19 protein-coding genes and 1 tRNA gene are annotated in these 16,411 nt (G+C 68.4%); 4 read left to right on the top strand and 16 right to left on the bottom strand.

The features are described 5' to 3' along the window. Positions 1-52: 52 nt before the first annotated feature. Positions 53-1,006 carry a TAXI family TRAP transporter solute-binding subunit gene (locus tag HU825_RS04675; protein ID WP_043295040.1) on the bottom strand — a complete coding sequence of 318 codons (954 nt, stop codon included), beginning with the start codon at positions 1,004-1,006 and terminating at the stop codon, positions 53-55. Between the two features lie 371 nt (positions 1,007-1,377). On the opposite strand from HU825_RS04675, the gene HU825_RS04670 reads away from it, so the two are divergent. Beyond that, positions 1,378-1,620 (top strand): hypothetical protein, encoded by a 243-nt coding sequence (locus HU825_RS04670; RefSeq protein WP_155550974.1) that lies wholly within the window; start codon positions 1,378-1,380, stop codon positions 1,618-1,620. Positions 1,621-1,809: 189 nt separating this feature from the next. Here HU825_RS04670 and phnP read toward each other — a convergent pair whose 3' ends face one another. The 13 genes from phnP to phnC all read right to left on the bottom strand — a co-directional run bounded on the left by phnP (position 1,810) and on the right by phnC (position 12,386). Then, a complete protein-coding gene (gene phnP, locus HU825_RS04665; protein ID WP_054094291.1) occupies positions 1,810-2,559 on the bottom strand; it encodes a phosphonate metabolism protein PhnP in 750 nt (249 codons plus the stop codon). After that, positions 2,550-3,104 (bottom strand): phosphonate metabolism protein/1,5-bisphosphokinase (PRPP-forming) PhnN, encoded by a 555-nt coding sequence (phnN, locus tag HU825_RS04660; protein WP_234303010.1) that lies wholly within the window; start codon positions 3,102-3,104, stop codon positions 2,550-2,552. The genes phnP and phnN overlap by 10 nt, the downstream gene beginning before the upstream one ends. Before the next feature lie 98 nt (positions 3,105-3,202). After that, positions 3,203-4,348, bottom strand: a complete 1,146-nt coding sequence (locus HU825_RS04655; RefSeq protein WP_234303009.1) for an alpha-D-ribose 1-methylphosphonate 5-triphosphate diphosphatase — start codon at positions 4,346-4,348, stop codon at positions 3,203-3,205. After that, complete coding sequence (phnL, locus tag HU825_RS04650; RefSeq protein ID WP_234303008.1) at positions 4,338-5,042, bottom strand: phosphonate C-P lyase system protein PhnL; 705 nt, start codon at positions 5,040-5,042, stop codon at positions 4,338-4,340. Before phnL ends, HU825_RS04655 begins: the two co-directional genes overlap by 11 nt. A gap of 11 nt (positions 5,043-5,053) precedes the next feature. Beyond that, positions 5,054-5,866: a phosphonate C-P lyase system protein PhnK gene (gene phnK, locus HU825_RS04645; RefSeq protein WP_043295050.1), complete on the bottom strand. Its 813-nt coding sequence runs from the start codon at positions 5,864-5,866 to the stop codon at positions 5,054-5,056. After that, on the bottom strand, positions 5,863-6,732 hold the full coding sequence (locus HU825_RS04640; RefSeq protein WP_234303007.1) for an alpha-D-ribose 1-methylphosphonate 5-phosphate C-P-lyase PhnJ: 870 nt from the start codon (positions 6,730-6,732) through the stop codon (positions 5,863-5,865). The genes phnK and HU825_RS04640 overlap by 4 nt, the downstream gene beginning before the upstream one ends. Then, complete coding sequence (locus HU825_RS04635) at positions 6,729-7,838, bottom strand: carbon-phosphorus lyase complex subunit (protein ID WP_234303006.1); 1,110 nt, start codon at positions 7,836-7,838, stop codon at positions 6,729-6,731. Before HU825_RS04635 ends, HU825_RS04640 begins: the two co-directional genes overlap by 4 nt. Next, complete coding sequence (gene phnH / locus HU825_RS04630) at positions 7,838-8,446, bottom strand: phosphonate C-P lyase system protein PhnH (protein WP_234303005.1); 609 nt, start codon at positions 8,444-8,446, stop codon at positions 7,838-7,840. Before phnH ends, HU825_RS04635 begins: the two co-directional genes overlap by 1 nt. Beyond that, a complete protein-coding gene (phnG, locus tag HU825_RS04625) occupies positions 8,446-8,892 on the bottom strand; it encodes a phosphonate C-P lyase system protein PhnG (protein WP_077682335.1) in 447 nt (148 codons plus the stop codon). Before phnG ends, phnH begins: the two co-directional genes overlap by 1 nt. Before the next feature lie 11 nt (positions 8,893-8,903). Beyond that, positions 8,904-9,611, bottom strand: coding sequence for a phosphonate metabolism transcriptional regulator PhnF (gene phnF / locus HU825_RS04620; RefSeq protein ID WP_234303004.1), 708 nt, complete (start codon positions 9,609-9,611; stop codon positions 8,904-8,906). Between the two features lie 34 nt (positions 9,612-9,645). Further along, positions 9,646-10,440 carry a phosphonate ABC transporter, permease protein PhnE gene (gene phnE / locus HU825_RS04615; RefSeq protein ID WP_234303003.1) on the bottom strand — a complete coding sequence of 265 codons (795 nt, stop codon included), beginning with the start codon at positions 10,438-10,440 and terminating at the stop codon, positions 9,646-9,648. A 62-nt stretch (positions 10,441-10,502) separates the two neighbouring features. Beyond that, positions 10,503-11,507, bottom strand: coding sequence for a phosphonate ABC transporter substrate-binding protein (gene phnD / locus HU825_RS04610; RefSeq protein WP_234303002.1), 1,005 nt, complete (start codon positions 11,505-11,507; stop codon positions 10,503-10,505). Positions 11,508-11,555: 48 nt separating this feature from the next. Further along, entirely contained in the window at positions 11,556-12,386 is an 831-nt protein-coding gene (gene phnC / locus HU825_RS04605) for a phosphonate ABC transporter ATP-binding protein (protein ID WP_234303001.1), read from the bottom strand. A 250-nt stretch (positions 12,387-12,636) separates the two neighbouring features. Here phnC and HU825_RS04600 point away from each other — a divergent pair, with 250 nt between their 5' ends. Beyond that, complete coding sequence (locus tag HU825_RS04600) at positions 12,637-13,401, top strand: SDR family oxidoreductase (protein WP_234303000.1); 765 nt, start codon at positions 12,637-12,639, stop codon at positions 13,399-13,401. A gap of 38 nt (positions 13,402-13,439) precedes the next feature. Here the strand turns inward: HU825_RS04600 and HU825_RS04595 are convergent, their stop codons facing one another. Beyond that, a complete protein-coding gene (locus tag HU825_RS04595) occupies positions 13,440-13,646 on the bottom strand; it encodes a hypothetical protein (protein WP_054094303.1) in 207 nt (68 codons plus the stop codon). A gap of 204 nt (positions 13,647-13,850) precedes the next feature. Between HU825_RS04595 and HU825_RS04590 the strand changes: the two genes are divergently transcribed. Continuing rightward, the gene (locus HU825_RS04590; RefSeq protein ID WP_043295065.1) at positions 13,851-14,741 is read left to right on the top strand and encodes a chemotaxis protein CheV; all 891 of its coding nucleotides are present in this window, start codon (positions 13,851-13,853) and stop codon (positions 14,739-14,741) included. A 153-nt stretch (positions 14,742-14,894) separates the two neighbouring features. Beyond that, the gene (locus tag HU825_RS04585; RefSeq protein ID WP_234302999.1) at positions 14,895-16,160 is read left to right on the top strand and encodes a sensor domain-containing diguanylate cyclase; all 1,266 of its coding nucleotides are present in this window, start codon (positions 14,895-14,897) and stop codon (positions 16,158-16,160) included. Positions 16,161-16,309: 149 nt separating this feature from the next. Here the strand turns inward: HU825_RS04585 and HU825_RS04580 are convergent. Continuing rightward, positions 16,310-16,386, bottom strand: a tRNA-Arg gene (locus HU825_RS04580). Between the last annotated feature and the right edge of the window lie 25 nt (positions 16,387-16,411).

Genomic DNA, 16,411 nt, shown 5'->3' with positions numbered 1-16,411 from the left:
CAAGGGCCGCCGGCCACCGGCTGCATCGCGCGGTGGCTGGCGGCGGACGTGCTTACTTGAGCACGCCGGCTTCCTTGTAGAAACGCTCGGCGCCCGGATGCAGCGGGATCGGCAGGCCTTCGGTGGCGGTCTCCAGCTTGATGTCCTTGGCCGCGGAGTGCGAACTGACCAGGCGATCGAGGTTGTCGAACATCAGCTTGGTCATCTGATAGGCCACCTCGTCGGACACCTTGTCGTGGCTGACCAGGATGTTGGTGATCGCCGCGGTCGGCACGTCGGCGTCCTGGCCGTCGTAGGTACCGGCCGGGATCACCTTGGCCTGATAGGCGCTGCTGCCGATCTTCTCCACCACCTCGGCCGGGATCGCCACGAAGGTGATCGGCACCATCGACGCCAGGTCGCGGATCGCCGCCATGCCCAGGCCCGAGGACTGCAGCGTGGCATCCAGCTGGCGGTTCTTGATCAGCTCGACCGACTCGGCGTAGGGCATGAATTCCACCCGGCCCATGTCCTCGTAGCTCAGCCCGGCGGCCTTGAAGATGGCGCGGGCGTTCAGCTCGGTGCCGGACTTCGGCGCGCCGACGGAAATGCGCTTGCCCTTGAGGTCTTCCAGCGTCTTGATGCCCGATTCCTGGCTGGCGACGATCTGAATATAGTTCGGATAGGTCGCGGCGATGGCACGCAGGCGCTTGAGTGGCGCCTTGAAGCCGGCATCCTCGACGCCGTTCCAGGCATCGTCCACCGAATCACCGAGGGCGAACGCCAGTTCGCCGCGCCCGGCCTGCAGCAGGTTGAGGTTTTCCACCGAGGCCTTGGTCGCCTGCACCGAAGTCTTGGCGCCGTCGATCTTGTTGTACTGCTGCGACAGCGCCACGCCGATGGGGTAGTACACCCCGCTGGTGCCGCCGGTGAGGATGTTGATGAAGGTCGGCGCGGCGACGGCCGCGGTGCTGGCCGTGAAGGCTGCGGCGGCAGCCAGCAGGCTGATGCGCTTGGTCAGTCTCATGGTGTTTCTCCGTGTTGTTATTGGATTCGGGCGCTGTAGACCATAGGCGATCGGCGGCAACCCTGCAGGTTGCCGGCGGACAGGAAAAGACGAGGCGGCGAGCGGAGGCTTCCCGGGGAAGCGGAGCGCGGCGTGCGGCTTTTCTTGTTCGTGTGATCGCAACGGGCATGGTGGCTTTGCACGTGCTGTGCCAGCTGGCGAAACTGCGCTAGCTCGGGCGTGCGGCGCCGCGACGGGGTTCCGATAAGCGGAGAATCGCTCATGCTGCGTCGGTGATCGGCGGATTCTTGCCGATACCCGGCGCGCCCGGCGGTGCTTGCGTGGCGCCGACGATGGATTAGAGTGGCGCCATCGTCCCTCCCGAGCCTGTCATGCGCCTGCTTCCGTTGCTCCTCTGCCTGTCGTTGCCGCTGCTGGCCGACGCCGCGCCAGCGCCGTACTACCAGTGGCAGAGCAAGCTCGACGGCACCGTCATCTGCCGCCAGACCTCCCCGGGCGAGGGCTGGCAGCGGCTCAACGAGCGCGCCTTCCGCGACCTCAACTGCACGCTGCCCGCCGCGCGCATCGAGCGGCCGGACAACGTGCCGGGCTTTCGTCCGCAGCCGGGGCGCTGAGCGGCCCAGGGGCTGCTGCCCGCCGACGGTGCGCAGCCTTGTCACGTAGCTCCGGGTTTGCTTGAGGTGCATTGCACTGTGCGTGGGGCCAAGGTGGATAAGCTTCGCGTTATCCACCCTACGACTGGCATCGGCATCGGCATCGGCATCGGTAGGGTGGAAAACCGCGCAGCGTTTTCCACGCGTCGTCTAAAGCATCATGCCGTCGTACGCCAGCCGCACGTTGCCCGGCAGTTCCCGTGGCTGTTCCATCAGCCAGGCATCCAGCGCATGACCGACGTGGGTCAGCACGGCCTGTGCCGGCTGCAGTGCTTCGACGCTCTGCAACGCGCGGGTCAGATCGTTGTGATTGCGCGGCGGTGGTTCCTGCGGCGGCTGCGAGCAATCGAGCACCAGCACGTCGAGCGCGATGCCCTGCAGGTAGGCGCGGGTGTCGTCCGGCAGGCCGAGGGTGTCGGTGAGATAGGCGATCTTGCGCCCGACGCCTTCGAGCAGGTAGCCGAATGTCGGCTTCGAGTGCTGCAGCGGCAGCGCCGTGACGCGCAGCGTGCCCAGCGCACGGCGCTCGAAGGCGGCGAACGGCTGGCTGAAATCGAGGATACCCGGGTGCTTGTAGAGATCGGCGAAGCCCGCGGGATCGTCCGGGCCGTGTACCGGAATGCGCAGCCCGGTGCCCCAGCGCAGCTGCAGCAGACCCTGGGCGTGGTCGGCGTGGTAGTGCGTCTGCAGGATGCCGCTGAGGCTACCGGGGACGAAGCGCTCGCCGAGATCGGTCAGGCCGCTGTCGAGCAGCCAGCGCTGGCCGGCGCATTCGATCAGTGCGCAGCACGGACCGCGGCGATAGGCCGGTTCGCGCCAGGCGCGGGCGCAGGCCGGGCAGCCGCAGTTGTACACCGGCAGCTGCGCGGCATCGCCGGTGCCGAGTAGGGTCAGTCGCATCGGCGGTGCTCGTCGAGCAGCTGCAGCAGGCGTTCGACGCTGCTGGTCAGCGAGGCGGAATTGTCCAGGCGGATGTAGTCGTCCAGCTCGCCGCTGAACAACGCGTTGCGCGCCAGTCGCGCCTCGATCTGCTCCGGGGTTTCCCGTCCGCGATTCAGCAGGCGCTCGCGCAGCACGTCCTGCTCGACGGTCAGCAGCACCGCCAGCAGGTCCGGGTAGCGCTGGCGCGCCTCGGCCAGGTAACCACGCGAGCCATTGACCAGCACATCCTCGCCGGCCGCCAGCCAGGCGTCGATCTCGGCGCGGATGCCGTAGGCCAGCCCGTTGGCGCGCCAGCTGAGGGCGAAGGCCTGCTCGGCCTCCAGGCGCTCGAACTGCTCTGGACTCACCGCCTGCGCGGCCTCGCCGATGGCTTCTGCCGAGCGGGTGATGACCCGCCGGGCGATACGCACGCCACGCTCGGCGAGCGCTGCGCGTGCGGCGTCGAGCAGACTGTCCTTACCGGCCCCGGAGGGGCCGATCAGGTAAATCAAGCGGCCTTTCATGGGGTTACTCCCGATCATCGAAGCCAGCGCAGTGGCAGGCAGTATAGAGCCAGCCGCGCTACCTGCTGGCGCCTTGTCAGCTTTATCGGAGTGCGCCATCAGAACACCCGCCGGCCCTGGCGCCAGACCTGTCCGATCACCGGCTGGCCCTTGTGCACCTGCGCCTGGACCAGGTCGGCGCGCAGGCCGACGGCGATCTCGCCGCGATCATCCAGCCCGGCCGCGCGTGCCGGCGCCAGGCTGATGGTGGCGATGGCGCGCGGCAGGTCGTAGCCGTTGTCCTGTTCGGCCAGGCCCAGCGCGGCCTGCAGCAGGCTGGCCGGGTAGTAGTCGCTGGAGAGGATGTCCAGCACGCCGCGCCGGGCCAGATCGGCAGCGGCGATATTGCCCGAGTGCGAGCCGCCACGGACGATGTTCGGCGCGCCCATCAGCACCTTCAGCCCGCGTGCGTGGCTGGCCTCGGCGGCCTCAAAGGTGGTCGGGAATTCGGCGATGGCCATGCCGTAGTCCGCCGACTCGCTGACGTGCTCCAGGGTCGCATCGTCGTGGCTGGCCAGCGCCAGGTCGCGGCTGCGGCAGATGTCGACGATGGCGGCGCGCTGCTGGTCGCTGTGCCGCGCCGAGTTGGCCAGCTGCTCGGTCACGAAGGCATCCATCTCCGCCGGGCTCAGGTGGTACTTGCCCATGTAGTACTCGCGGTACTTCTCCATGCGCGCGAACTGGCGCTGGCCCGGCGCGTGGTCCATCACCGAGACCAGCTGCACCAGGGGCTGCTCGACCAGCTCGCGGAACAGCTCCAGGCACTGCGGGTGGCTGACTTCGCAGCGCAGGTGCAGGCGGTGTTCGGCGCGGGTCTGCCCGGCCGCCTCGGCCTCGGCGATGGCCTCGAGCATCACCCCGAGCTGCTGCATGCGCTTGCCCTTGGGATTGATATCGCCGATCGACAGCGCATCGAACACCGTAGTGATGCCGGCGGCGACGATCTGTGCGTCATGGGTCAGCACCGCCGAGGCGGACGGCCAGTCCACGCCAGGACGCGGGCTCATGTGCTTTTCCAGGTTGTCGGTGTGCAGTTCCACCAGCCCCGGCAGCAGCAGGTCGCCGCCCAGGTCCTGGGCCTGCGGCAGGCTGCTGGCGCCCTCGCTGATATCGGCGATCAGGCCATCGCGGATCAGCAGGCTGCCATGGATCACCTGATCGGCCAGCACCAGGCGGGCGTTGCTGAGTATCTGTTCAGCTGGCATGGGCCAGGTCCTCCTGCGTCATGTCCAGATAGCGGTCGGCGACTGCCTCGCGGATCGCGCGGTCGTGGAAGATGCCGATCAGCGCGCTGCCGGCGGCCCTGGCCTCATCGATCAGTTCCAGCACCACGCGGGCGTTGGCTTCGTCCAGCGAGGCGGTGGGCTCGTCGAGCAGCATCACCGGCCAGCTCACCATGAAGCCGCGCGCCAGGTTGACGCGCTGCTGCTCGCCGCCGGAAAAGGTGCCGGGGGCCAGCTGCCAGAGCCGCTCGGGAATGTTCAGCCGGGTCAGCAGCGCCCTGGCCCGCGCCTCGGCATCGACACGCGTCCAGCCGCGCGCCAGCGCCGGTTCCATCACCACCTCCAGCGCCGGCACCCGCGGGATCACCCGCAGGAACTGGCTGACATAGCCCAGCGTCTGCCGGCGCACGGCGAGTACCTGGCGTGGCTCGGCACCGACCAGCTCCAGCCAGTCGCCGGCGTGGCGGATACGGATGCTGCCGCCGGCCGGCAGGTAGTTGCCGTACAGCGTGCGCAGCAGGGTCGACTTGCCGGCACCCGACTGGCCGTGCAGCACCAGGCACTCGCCGGCGGCGACGGTGAAGTTCAGCCCGCGCAGCACCTGCAGGCGGATGCCGTGCTGCTGGTGCAGGGTGAAGGTCTTGGCGAGGTCACGGACCTCGATCAGGTTCGTCATGACGGATTCCTTCATGGCTGCAGCACCGAGGACACCAAGAGCTGCGTGTAGGGGTGCTGCGGGTCGTCGAGGATCTGGTCGGTCAGGCCGGACTCCACCACCCGCGAACGGCGCATCACCATCAGCCGGTCGGCCAGCAGGCGTGCCACGGCGAGGTCGTGGGTGACGATCACCACCGCCAGGTCCAGCTCGCGCACCAGCCCGCGCAGGAGGTCGAGCAGACGTGCCTGCACCGACACGTCGAGGCCGCCGGTGGGTTCGTCCATGAACACCAGCTTCGGGCTGGAAACCAGATTGCGGGCGATCTGCAGGCGCTGCTGCATGCCGCCGGAGAAGGTCCGCGGCAGGTCGTCGATGCGCGCCGGGTCGATCTCCACCTGTTGCAGCCAGTCCAGCCCGGCGGCGCGCAGCTGGCCGTAATGGCGTACGCCCTGGGCCATCAGCCGTTCACCGATGTTGGCGCCGGCGGAAACGCCCATGCGCAGGCCGTCGCGCGGGTTCTGTTCGACGAAGCCCCACTCGGTGCGCAGCAGCGTGCGCCGCTCGGCCTCGCTGGCGGCGTAGAGGTCGAGCCAGTCGCCGGCAGCGTCGCGGTAGAGCACCGTGCCGCGATCCGGCGGGCAGCGGCCGCAGAGCAGCGAGAGCAGGGTGGACTTGCCCGAGCCGGACTCGCCGACGATGCCCAGCACCTCGCCGGGGTAGAGGTCGAAGGACACGCCCTGGCAGCCCTTGTCCGGGCCGTACAGACGGGTCAGGTCGCGCACCGCGAACAGCGGCTCGGTGGCGACGCTCGCGGCGGGCAGCAATTGTTCGGCGGCACTCATGGGCGGCTCTCCTGGGGCTGGGCGCGCTGCGCGCAATAGTCGGTATCCGAGCAGACGAACTGCTTGGTCCCGGCGTCGTCGACGATCAGCTCGTCGAGGTAGGAATCGCCGCTGCCACAGATGGCGCAGCTCTGCTCCCACTGCTGGATCTGGAAGGGGTGATCCTCGAAATCCAGGCTGACCACGCGGGTGTACGGCGGCACGGCGTAGAGGCGCTTCTCGCGGCCGGCGCCGAACAGCATCAGCGCCGGGCTGCAGTCCAGCTTGGGGTTGTCGAATTTGGGAATCGGCGACGGGTCCATCACGTAGCGCCCGTCCACCGTCACCGGGTAGGCGTAGCTGGTGGCGATGTGGCCGAAGGTGGCGATGTCCTCGTAGAGCTTCACGTGCATCACGCCGTAGTCGGCCAGCGCGTGCATGGTGCGCGTCTCGGTTTCCGACGGCTCGATGAAGCGCAGCGGCTCGGGAATCGGCACCTGGTAGACCATGATCTGCCCGGCGGCGAGCGGGGTTTCCGGGATGCGGTGGCGGGTCTGGATCACCGTCGCCGCGGGGGTGCGCTCGGTGGTGGCGACCCCGGCGGTGCGGGCGAAGAAGCGGCGGATCGACACCGCGTTGGTGGTGTCGTCGGCGCCCTGGTCGATCACCTTGAGCACGTCGTCGGCGCCGAGAATGGCCGCGGTCAGCTGCATGCCGCCGGTGCCCCAGCCGTACGGCAGCGGCATCTCGCGGCCGCCGAAGGGCACCTGATAGCCGGGAATGGCGACCGCCTTGAGCAGCGCGCGGCGGATCATGCGCTTGGTCTGTTCGTCGAGGTAGGCGAAGTTGTAGCCCGCCTCGCTGGCGGGGATGGCGTGGGCATTCATGCGCGTTTCTCCTTCGCTGGCGTTTCAGCGAGCGCTTCGGCCGGCTCGGCCTGCGGCTGGCGCAGCCTGCGGATCAGCTCCAGTTCGGACTGGAAGTCGACGTAGTGCGGCAACTTCAGGTGCGAGACGAAGCCGGCAGCCTCGACGTTGTCGCAGTGCATCAGGACGAACTCCTCCTGCTGCGCCGGACCCTGCACCTCCTCGCCGTACTCGCCGGCACGCAGCGCGCGGTCGACCAGCGCCATGCCCATCGCCTTGCGCTCGGCATAACCGAAGGCCAGGCCGTAGCCACGGGTGAACTGCGCCTGTGCGGCGCTCTCGCCGACGAACTGGTTGACCATCTCGCACTCGGTCAGCTCGATCTCGCCGAGGCAGACCGGGAAACCCAGCTCCTGCGGCTCGATCCAGACCTCGGCGGTGCCGATGCGAATCTCGCCGGCGAACGGGTGGTTGCGGCCGTAGCCGCGCTGGGTCGAGTAGCCCAGCGCCAGCAGAAAGCCCTCGTCGCCGCGCGCCAGTGCCTGCAGGCGTTCGGCGCGGCTCGTCGGCAGCTCCAGTGGCTCGCGGGTGAGGTCCGGCACCGGCTCGCCGCGGTCGATCTCCGGGGTCATCAGGCCTTCCTCACCGAGCAGGCCGAGTACCCGCGGGCAGTTGCCCAGCGTGGCGCCTTCATCCACCGGCGGGCCGGGACGTTCGCCTTCGGCGAGCAGGGCAAAATCCAGCAGGCGATGGGTGTAGTCGAAGGTCGGGCCGAGCAGCTGGCCGCCGGGCACGTCCTTGAAGGTCGCCGAGATGCGCCGGCTGAGCTGCATGGCGCCGGTGTCCAGCGGCAGGCTTTCGGCGAAGCGCGGCAGCGTGGTGCGGTAGGCGCGCAAGAGGAAGATCGCCTCGACCAGATCGCCGGCGGCCTGCTTGATCGCCAGCGCGGCGAGTTCTTCGTCATACAGCGAGCCTTCGCTCATCACCCGCGCGACGGCGAGCGGCAGCTGCTGGCGGATCTGCTCGACGCCGAGTTCGGCGATGCCGGTATCGCCGCGGCGCTTCTTCGCCAGCAGCGCGTGGGCGTTGTCGATGGCCTGTTCGCCACCCTTGACCGCGACGTACATCAGGCCACCTCCTGCAGCGAATCGCCGATGCGCGTGCTGCGCGGCAGGCCGAGCACTTCGCCGTCGGCGCAGAACAGCGCGTCCAGCCCGCGCGGGAAGTCGTTGCGTGCGGCGCGCTGCTGCCAGAACGCCGGTTTCAGCGGCAGGCCGACCAGCCGGCTGCCGTCGATGCCCGGACCCTGCCAGCTCAGCGCCGGGCCGCGGTCGAGCCGGTCGAGCTGGATCAGCAGCGTGCAGGACTGGTCCGGGTAGCGCTCGCTGCCGGCGTAGAAGCCGGAGAGGTCGTCAAGCGCCGCGGCGTCGAGCAGGGCGAACATCGCCTCCTCACGCGCCTCGACGATCGGGCAGCCACAGTGGAAGGCCAGGTTGGCGCGGATCGCCGGGGTGTCAAAGGCCGGCGCCAGCCACAGCGGCGTGTCGTTATCCAACAGGCTCAGGCACAGCGCGTAGCCGGCGGCCTGCAGATGGTCGACGGCGGCGACGCTGACCAGCGGCTGGCGCGTGCCCGGCTCGGCCAGGGCCTTGAGCGCGGCGCGGAAGCACTTCTGCGCGTCCAGCACCGGGTCGGCGAAGGCGGCCTGCAACAGGTCGGATGGGGCGCTATTCATCAGTCTTCTCCTCGCAGCAGCGTGAAGAACTCCACGCGGGTAGTGGCGGTTTCGGCAGCCTTTTGCGCGGCGCGGCGGGCCTGCGCGGCGGCCAGCGGTTCGATCAGCTCGGCGAGCCAGCGGCTCTGTTGCGGGCCTTGCAGGTGGGCGTCGGCGAGCGCGGCGAGCTCGGCCTGGCGCTTGTCGCGGCCGGCGCGGTAGCTGTAGCCGGTGCTGCCGTCGGCCAGGCGCACCACGCAGCGGGTGACGCTCATCTCGCCGAGGTTGAACGGCGCACCGGTGCCGCCCATGCGGCCGCGCACCAGGGTCATGCCGATTTCCGCGGGGCGGATCAGCTGGTAGGCGCAGTCGCGCAGGTCACTCTCGAAAGGCGCCAGATCGGCGGCGCTGGCGCGGGCCAGCACGGCCATCCAGCGCTGGCGCGGGGATTGTTCGCGGATGTGCATGGGGTTCTCCATCAGGTGGCGACCTGGTACTGGAAGCGGTCGGAACGGCTGGCCGAGAGGGCGATCTCCACCGGTCGCCCGGTGGCATCGCAGGACAGGGTGAAGACCGACAGCAGCGGCATGCGCAGCGGCATCAGCAGCTGTGCGGCCTCGTCGCGGTCGGCCAGGCGCGCGCCGATCAGGCTGAAACGGCGCGTCAGCGGCAGGCCGCGTTCGCCGAGGTAGCGGCGCAGCGAACCGCCCTGGTAGTCGGCGAGCAGCTCGGTGTGGCTGGCGCAGTAGCGGTGGCGGATCAGGCTGACCGGCTCGCCGTCGAGCAGGCGCAGGGTGCTCAGCTCGATCAGCGCGGCGCCTTCGGCCAGTTGCAGGTGACGTGCTTCCTCGGCGCTGGCGCTGAGCTGACGGCGCGCGAGCAGGCGCGCCTCGGTACGCAAGCCGAGGGCGGCCAGCGATTCGCTGTAGGCGCTGTCGGCCTGCAGCGGATACACCAGCGGGCGTTGCAGCACCTGGGTGCCCTTGCCCTGGCGGCGCAGCAGGCGGCCTTCCTGGACCAGCTCGTCGACGGCACGGCGCAGGGTGTGGCGGTTGACCGCGAAGCGCCGCGCCAGCTGCATCTCGCCGGGGAGGAAGTCGCCGATGCGGTAGTGGCGCAGCTCGCCGCGCAGCACCTGGGCCAGTTCGAGGTAGAGCGGTTCGCTGGGTTGTCTAGACAACTGCATGGTGTTTTCGAGAGGCGCACAGCGCCTCGCTCCGTCAGATGAAGAGCTTGCGCAGGTGCTGGGAGAGCAGGTCGATCAGGCTCACCACGGCGATGATGATCAGCAGCAGGGCGGCGGTCTGGCCGAACTGGAAACCGCGGATGGCTTCCCAGAGGATCACGCCGATGCCGCCGGCGCCGACCATGCCGACCACCGTGGCCGAGCGCACGTTGGATTCGAAGCGGTACAGCGAGTAGGAAATCCACAGCGGCAGCACCTGCGGAATCACCCCGAAGATGACTTCCTGCAGCGCACTGGCGCCGGTGGCACGCACGCCTTCCACCGGGCCCGGCTCGATGGCTTCCACCGCTTCGGCGAACAGCTTGGCGAGCACGCCGGTGGTGCTGATCCACAGCGCCAGCACGCCGGCGAAGGGTCCGAGGCCGACGGCGACGACGAAGAGCATGGCGAAGACCATCTCGTTGATCGACCGGCAGGCATCCATCAGCCGGCGCACCGGCTGGTAGACCCACCAGGGCACGATGTTCTCGGAGCTGAGAATGCCCAGCGGAATGGCGCAGACGATCGCCAGCAGGGTGCCCCAGAGGGCGATGTGCACCGTGGTGACCATCTCCTTGAGGTACAGCTGCCAGTTGCTGAAGTCCGGCGGGAGGAAGTCGGCGGCAAAGGTCGCCATGTTGGCGCTGTCGCGAATCAGCAGCAGCGGATTCATCTCCGCGCCTTGCCAGGACCAGGCCAGCACGGCTAGGCACAGGCCCCAGCCGAGCAGGCGCAACCAGCTGCGCTTGTCGTTGCCCGCCAGTGGCGGGGTGGTGCTCAGAGTGGTCATGTTCGGTTCTCACAAACGACACGGACGGGGGCGTGGCGCCAGCGCGCCACGCCCGGCGTTGCTCAGCTGGCCTTGGCGGCGGCGTTCTTCTGCTCGCGCTCGGCCATGCGCTGCTCCAGCTTGGCCAGCTCGTCGTCGATGCCCTGCAGCTGCGCCTGGCGGTCGCTGTCGGAGAGCTTGCTGTCGGCGGCGACTTCGCTGCGCTTCTTGAACAGTTCCAGCTGGCGGATCGGCAGCAGCTGGTCGTTGTCGGAGGCGCGGAACGGTGCCCACTGCAGCGCGGCGAGAATTTCCTTCTCGGCCGGCTTGGCGCCGTAGCTCATGAAGAACTCGCGCAGCCTGTTCTTCTGCTCGTCGCTCAGGTTCTTGCGCCAGACCAGCGGGTCGGCCGGGATCAGCGGCGAGGTCCAGACGATCTTCAGTTGCGCGGCCTTGTCCGGCGCGGTGATCTCCAGGCGCTCCATGCCTTCGCTGTTGAAGGTGCCGACATCGACCTGCTTGTTCGCCACTGACAGCGCGTTCACTTCGTGGCTGCCGTTGAGGCTGCGCTTGAAGGCCTGGCTGGCGTCGACCTTGTTCTTGGCGAACACGTAGTAGCCGGGCACCAGGTAGCCGGAGGTGGAGTTCGGGTCGCCGTTGGCGAAGGTCAGGCTCTTGGCGTTCTTCAGCACGTCCTCGACCGAGTTCAGGGCGCTGTCCTTGTGCACGATCAGATGGCTGTAGTAGCCCGGGCTGCCGTTCGCGGCGACGGTCTGGGCGAAGACTTCACCGCCGGCGCGGTCCACCGCCTCCATCGCCGACTTGTTGCCGTACCAGGCCAGGTCGACCTTGTCGAAGCGCATGCCCTGGATCACCCCGGCGTAATCGGGGGCGAAGAAGGCCTTCACCTCGTAGCCGGTCTGCTTGCTCATGTCGGCGAGGAAGGGGTCCCAGACGCTGCGCAGGTTCTGCGAGGACTCGGTGGAAATGATGCCGAAGGTGATGGTCTCGGCGGCCTGCGCGGTGCCGAGCATCGCACCGGCGACCAGCGTGGAGGCAGCAAGGGCGCGGCTGAAGCGTTTCAACATGGAGATCACTCCTGGGGTGTGGCGTTGGTTGTCGGGTTGGCCCGCGGCTCAGCCGTTGACCAGCTGCAGCTGCCGCGGCTCGGCGGCGCGGGCGCGGTCGGAGAACAGCAGGCTGGCGTCCAGATCGGCGCCGTAGAGATCGTTAAGCAGGCGGTCGCTGAGCGCCGCCGAGGGGCCGTCGTAATGGATGCGCCCGCCCTTGAGCGCCACGGCGCGCGAGCAGTAGCGCAGCGCGTAATCGACCTGATGCAGGGTCACCACCACGGTCTTGCCGTCCTGGCGGTTGATGTCGGCGAGGATTTCCATGACCTTGCGCGCCGACTCCGGGTCGAGCGAGGCGATGGGTTCGTCGGCGAGGATCACCTCGGCCTGCTGGGTCAGCGCACGGGCGATCGCCACCCTCTGCTGCTGGCCGCCGGAGAGCGTCGAGGCACGCTGCGCGGCTCGCTCGGCCAGACCGACGCGCTCCAGTGCGGCCATGGCCTGCCGCTTCTGCTCGTCGCTGAACATGCCCAGCGATCCGCGCCAGCGCGGCATGCGGCCGAGAAAGCCGAGCAGCACGTTGTCCAGCACGCTGAGCCGGGTGACCAGGTTGAACTGCTGGAAGATGTAGCCGATGTCGGCGCGCAGGCGGCGCACCTCGCCGTGCAGCTGGCCGGTGGCCTGCACCTCGCGGCCGAGCACCTCGATGCGCCCGCCGGCGGTGCGGTCGCAGCAGGCCAGGCCGGCCAGATGGCGCAACAGCGTGGACTTGCCGGAACCGGACGCGCCGATCAGCGCCACCATCTCGCCCGGCTGTATTGCCAGGCCCAGGTCGAACAACGCCTGCTTGCCGGCGAAGGTCTTGTTCAGTCGCTCGACTCGAATAGCCGCATTCATGTCTTGCCCTCTCGTCTGCGCGGCCGGGGAGGTCGGCCAACTTGTCTAGACGAGAAGGTAGTCAGGCTCTGTTGCAGTCCCGCTAAGCGTCCGTGAACCTGCGATGACCATTCGGTGAAGCTTCGACGGTGAGCGCAGCGGCCAGTCGGTGCACGCAAGGCTTTGCCTGCGCGGCGCGCGCCCCTAAGCTGGTCGGCGAGCTGCCGCGTCGCCTACACGACGGTCGGGCCTGTCAGAAAAGAGGAAGAGCATGAAACAGAAGATCGTATTCATCACCGGCGCCACCTCCGGCTTCGGCCGCGCCACTGCCCGCCGCTTCGCCGAGGCCGGCTGGGCGCTGGTCCTCACCGGCCGGCGCAGCGAGCGCCTGCAGGAGCTGAAGGCCGAGCTGTCGGCCAAGGTGCCGGTGCACATCGCCACGCTCGACGTGCGCCACGCCGGCGCGGTGAAGGAGGTGGTCGAGCAGCTGCCCGCCGAATTCCGCCAGATCGATTGCCTGGTCAACAACGCCGGCCTGGCGCTGGCGCCGCAGCCGGCGCAGCAGGTTGACCTGCAGGACTGGCACACCATGATCGACACCAACATCACCGGCCTCGTTAACGTCACCCACGCGCTGCTGCCGACGCTGATCGCCACCGGCAAGGGCGCCAGCATCGTCAACATCGGCTCGGTGGCCGGCCACTGGCCGTATCCGGGCGGCCACGTCTACGGTGCGACCAAGGCGTTCGTCGAGCAGTTCGGCTACAACCTGCGCTGCGACCTGCTCGGCACCGGCGTGCGCGTCACCGACATCGCGCCGGGCATGGCCGAAACCGAGTTCACCCTGGTGCGCACCAAGGGCGATCAGGCCGCCAGCGACCGGCTCTACCGCGGCACCACGCCGCTGAGCGCCGAGGACATCGCCGAGCAGATCTTCTACGTCGCCACCCTGCCGGATCACATCAACATCAACCGCCTGGAAGTGATGCCGACGCGTCAGGCCTGGTCTCCGTTCAATATCGATCGCGACAAGTAAACCGCCTGCCGCCGACGTGGCGCGGCCGCGCCGCGTCGTCACACCAGATCGGCGTCTTCCTCGGCGGGCAGCTGGTCGGTAACGATCACCCGCGGGTGGCGGCTCTGCTCGTCCTCGATGCGCAGGCCGACGTACTCCGCATCGTGGGCGTCCCAGAAGGCTTCGAGTTGCTGCAGATCGGCCTGGGCGAGCAGCGTCTGCCCGGTGCGTTCGAGAATGACGGAATAGCGGATGTCGGCGTGCATGGAGGTGAGCTCGTGGTGGTGCGGGGTAGGGCTGAACAATGATGTCATTGTGACATTGAGGCATGATGCACGGCCGACCATTCATCGTCCGGCAGATGACAGCCGCCGAACGGCAGGCAAAGCGCATCGCCGGACTGCAAGAAATCCAAGGCGTGCCGATAACCCGCGCAACGGCCATCGGCCAACGCAGTCGCAGGGCAAGACATGAGCAACTCCTACACCGCCGATTCACTGTCGCTTCTTCTCTTCACGCTGCGCAGCGGCAAGCAGATGGCGATCAATCTGCTGAAGGTCAGCGAGATCATCCCCATGCCGCGGCTGACGCGGCTGCCCGAGGCGCATCCGCACATCGAAGGCGTGGCGACTCTGCGCGGCGAGCCGTTGTCGGTGATCGACCTGAGCCAGGCGATCGGCATGGCGCCGCTGGAGGACCCGCGCGGTGGCTGCCTGGTGGTCACCGAGATCAGCCGGCAGAAGCACGGCCTGCACGTGCAGGCGGTGGCGCGGATCGTCAGCTGCGCCACCTCGAAGATCCTGCCGCCGCCCTACGGCGCCAAGGGGCGCTCGTTCATCACCGGCACCGCCGAGGTGGATGGCGAGCTGATCCAGGTGCTGGATATCGAAAAGGTGCTGCACAACATCTCGCCGGCTTCGGCCGAAGCCGATCTGTCCGACCTGAACGTCGAGGATGCGCAGCTGCTCACCGAGACGCGCGCGCTGATCGTCGACGACAGCCAGGTCGCGCGCAGCATGTCGCTGGCTGCGCTGGGCCAGTTGGGCGTGACCTGCCATGCCGTCACCGGCGCGCGCGCCGCGCTGGCCAGGCTCGATGAGCTGCACGGCGGCCCGGAGGAAATCAACGTGGTGGTCTCGGACATCGAGATGCCGGAGATGGACGGCTACGCCTTCACCCAGGCGCTGCGCCAGCATCCGACCTACGCCGGTATTTATGTGCTGCTGCACACCTCGCTGGACAGCACCATCAGCACCGACCGGGCGAAGGCAGTGGGCGCCAACGAGATTCTCACCAAGTTCTCGGTGCCGGAGCTGACGCGCTGCATCCTTAACGCGGCGCGGGCGATCCACCGCCGCTGAGCGCAGGCGGCGCGGGCTTGCAGGGCAACGGATGATTAATCCGCGGCGCGCTTCGCCTACGCCTAATGGACGAGCGGCATGCGCGCATCGATCAAGCGCGTCAATGTGAGCCGGCTCTAGAATGCACGTTGTTTCTGCCGCCAGAGTAAAACCATGAAGGCCATCCCCGATGCAATCTCGCCGCAGCTGCTGCTTCAGGCAGTCGAGCAGGCCTTCAACTCGGTCCTGATCACCGATGCGCAACCGGCGCCGCACGGCCCGCGGATTCTCTATGCCAACGCCGCGTTCTGCGCGCTGTCCGGTTACAGCGCCGAAGAGCTGGCGGGCCAGACGCCGCGCATCCTCCAGGGCCCGCTGACCGACCGCGACGTGCTCGACGAGCTGCGCCAGTGCCTGCACGAGGGGCGTTTCTTCCACGGTTCGACGGTCAATTACCGCAAGGACGGCGAGCCGTACTGGGTCGAATGGAACATCTCGCCGATTCGCGATGCGCAAGGAACCGTCACCCACTACGTGTCGGTGCAGCGCGGCTTTTCCGAACTGGTCGCGGCGCAGCACACCAGCCAGCTGCTCTTCGAGGCGCTGGCCGCCTCGCATGACGCGGTGCTGATCACCGACGAGAACGGCATCATCGAGTTCGCCAACCCGGCCTTCGAGGCCATGACCGGCTACGCGGTGGCTGAAGTCCTCGGTCGCACCCCGGCGTTCCTGCGCTCCGGGGAACACGACGACGCCTTCTACGCCGACCTCTACGAGAGTCTGCGCGCCGGGCGGCCATTCCTTGCGACCTTCGCCGATCGCCACCGCGACGGTCACATCTTTCATGCCGACCAGACCATCTCGCCGGTGCGCGGCCGCGACGACAACCGCACCCATTTCGTCAGCATCATTCGCGACCTGACGGCGCGCGTGCGCCACGAACAGGCGCTGCGCGATGCAGCCTCGCTGGACATGCTGACCGGGCTGTACAACCGCCGCGGCGGCGAAAGCCTGCTCGAACGCACCTATATCGGCGCGCGCGAGGGTGGTGCGCCCTTCGGGCTGATCCTGGCCGATATCGACCACTTCAAGGCGATCAACGATACCTTCGGCCATCCGGCCGGCGACCGCGTGCTGGAGCGCGTCGGGCGCCTGCTGCGCGCCTGCGTGCGGGCGACCGATGGCGTGGTGCGCTGGGGTGGCGAAGAATTCATGGTGATCCTGCCGCACTGCGAGCTGCGTGCCGCGATGGAGCAGGCCGAGCGGATTCGCGCACGCATCGAACGTTCGCCGCACCCGGAGGTGGGGCCGATCACGCTGTCGCTGGGCGTCGCGCAGCTGAACGCCGGCGAAACCGTCGCCAGCCTGATCGACCGCGCCGACCGCGCGCTCTACGAGGCCAAAGCCCAGGGCCGCAATCGCGTCTGCAGCGTGCAATAAGCGGCACGGCAAGTGAGACCATGCCCGCACCGGCGGGCATGGTCACGCCGCTGCGCACCGGCCGCGATGCGACGGGTGATGGGTTCGGGAACGGGAAGAAGTGCTGCTGAGCGCGGCGCTGGCTTCAGGCAAACCAGCGGCGGGAGAGATGGCGCATCCGGCGGGATTCGAACCCACGACCCCTGCCTTCGGAGGGCAGTACTCTATCCAGCTGAGCTACGGATGCGTTGCGGGGCGCAATCATACGCATG

The organism is Pseudomonas phenolilytica, from assembly GCF_021432765.1.
GTDB lineage: Bacteria > Pseudomonadota > Gammaproteobacteria > Pseudomonadales > Pseudomonadaceae > Stutzerimonas > Stutzerimonas phenolilytica.
Note: the sequence above shows the minus strand (reverse complement) of the source record. Positions and strands in the feature narration are given on the sequence as shown.

Bases quoted from the DNA above. Each gene is read 5' to 3' on its own strand.
- HU825_RS04675 (WP_043295040.1), bottom strand. From the start codon at position 1,006: ATGAGACTGACCAAGCGCATCAGCCTGCTGGCTGCCGCCGCAGCCTTC.
- HU825_RS04670 (WP_155550974.1), top strand. From the start codon at position 1,378: ATGCGCCTGCTTCCGTTGCTCCTCTGCCTGTCGTTGCCGCTGCTGGCC.
- phnP (WP_054094291.1), bottom strand. From the start codon at position 2,559: ATGCGACTGACCCTACTCGGCACCGGCGATGCCGCGCAGCTGCCGGTG.
- phnN (WP_234303010.1), bottom strand. From the start codon at position 3,104: ATGAAAGGCCGCTTGATTTACCTGATCGGCCCCTCCGGGGCCGGTAAG.
- HU825_RS04655 (WP_234303009.1), bottom strand. From the start codon at position 4,348: ATGCCAGCTGAACAGATACTCAGCAACGCCCGCCTGGTGCTGGCCGAT.
- phnL (WP_234303008.1), bottom strand. From the start codon at position 5,042: ATGACGAACCTGATCGAGGTCCGTGACCTCGCCAAGACCTTCACCCTG.
- phnK (WP_043295050.1), bottom strand. From the start codon at position 5,866: ATGAGTGCCGCCGAACAATTGCTGCCCGCCGCGAGCGTCGCCACCGAG.
- HU825_RS04640 (WP_234303007.1), bottom strand. From the start codon at position 6,732: ATGAATGCCCACGCCATCCCCGCCAGCGAGGCGGGCTACAACTTCGCC.
- HU825_RS04635 (WP_234303006.1), bottom strand. From the start codon at position 7,838: ATGTACGTCGCGGTCAAGGGTGGCGAACAGGCCATCGACAACGCCCAC.
- phnH (WP_234303005.1), bottom strand. From the start codon at position 8,446: ATGAATAGCGCCCCATCCGACCTGTTGCAGGCCGCCTTCGCCGACCCG.
- phnG (WP_077682335.1), bottom strand. From the start codon at position 8,892: ATGCACATCCGCGAACAATCCCCGCGCCAGCGCTGGATGGCCGTGCTG.
- phnF (WP_234303004.1), bottom strand. From the start codon at position 9,611: ATGCAGTTGTCTAGACAACCCAGCGAACCGCTCTACCTCGAACTGGCC.
- phnE (WP_234303003.1), bottom strand. From the start codon at position 10,440: ATGACCACTCTGAGCACCACCCCGCCACTGGCGGGCAACGACAAGCGC.
- phnD (WP_234303002.1), bottom strand. From the start codon at position 11,507: ATGTTGAAACGCTTCAGCCGCGCCCTTGCTGCCTCCACGCTGGTCGCC.
- phnC (WP_234303001.1), bottom strand. From the start codon at position 12,386: ATGAATGCGGCTATTCGAGTCGAGCGACTGAACAAGACCTTCGCCGGC.
- HU825_RS04600 (WP_234303000.1), top strand. From the start codon at position 12,637: ATGAAACAGAAGATCGTATTCATCACCGGCGCCACCTCCGGCTTCGGC.
- HU825_RS04595 (WP_054094303.1), bottom strand. From the start codon at position 13,646: ATGCACGCCGACATCCGCTATTCCGTCATTCTCGAACGCACCGGGCAG.
- HU825_RS04590 (WP_043295065.1), top strand. From the start codon at position 13,851: ATGAGCAACTCCTACACCGCCGATTCACTGTCGCTTCTTCTCTTCACG.
- HU825_RS04585 (WP_234302999.1), top strand. From the start codon at position 14,895: ATGAAGGCCATCCCCGATGCAATCTCGCCGCAGCTGCTGCTTCAGGCA.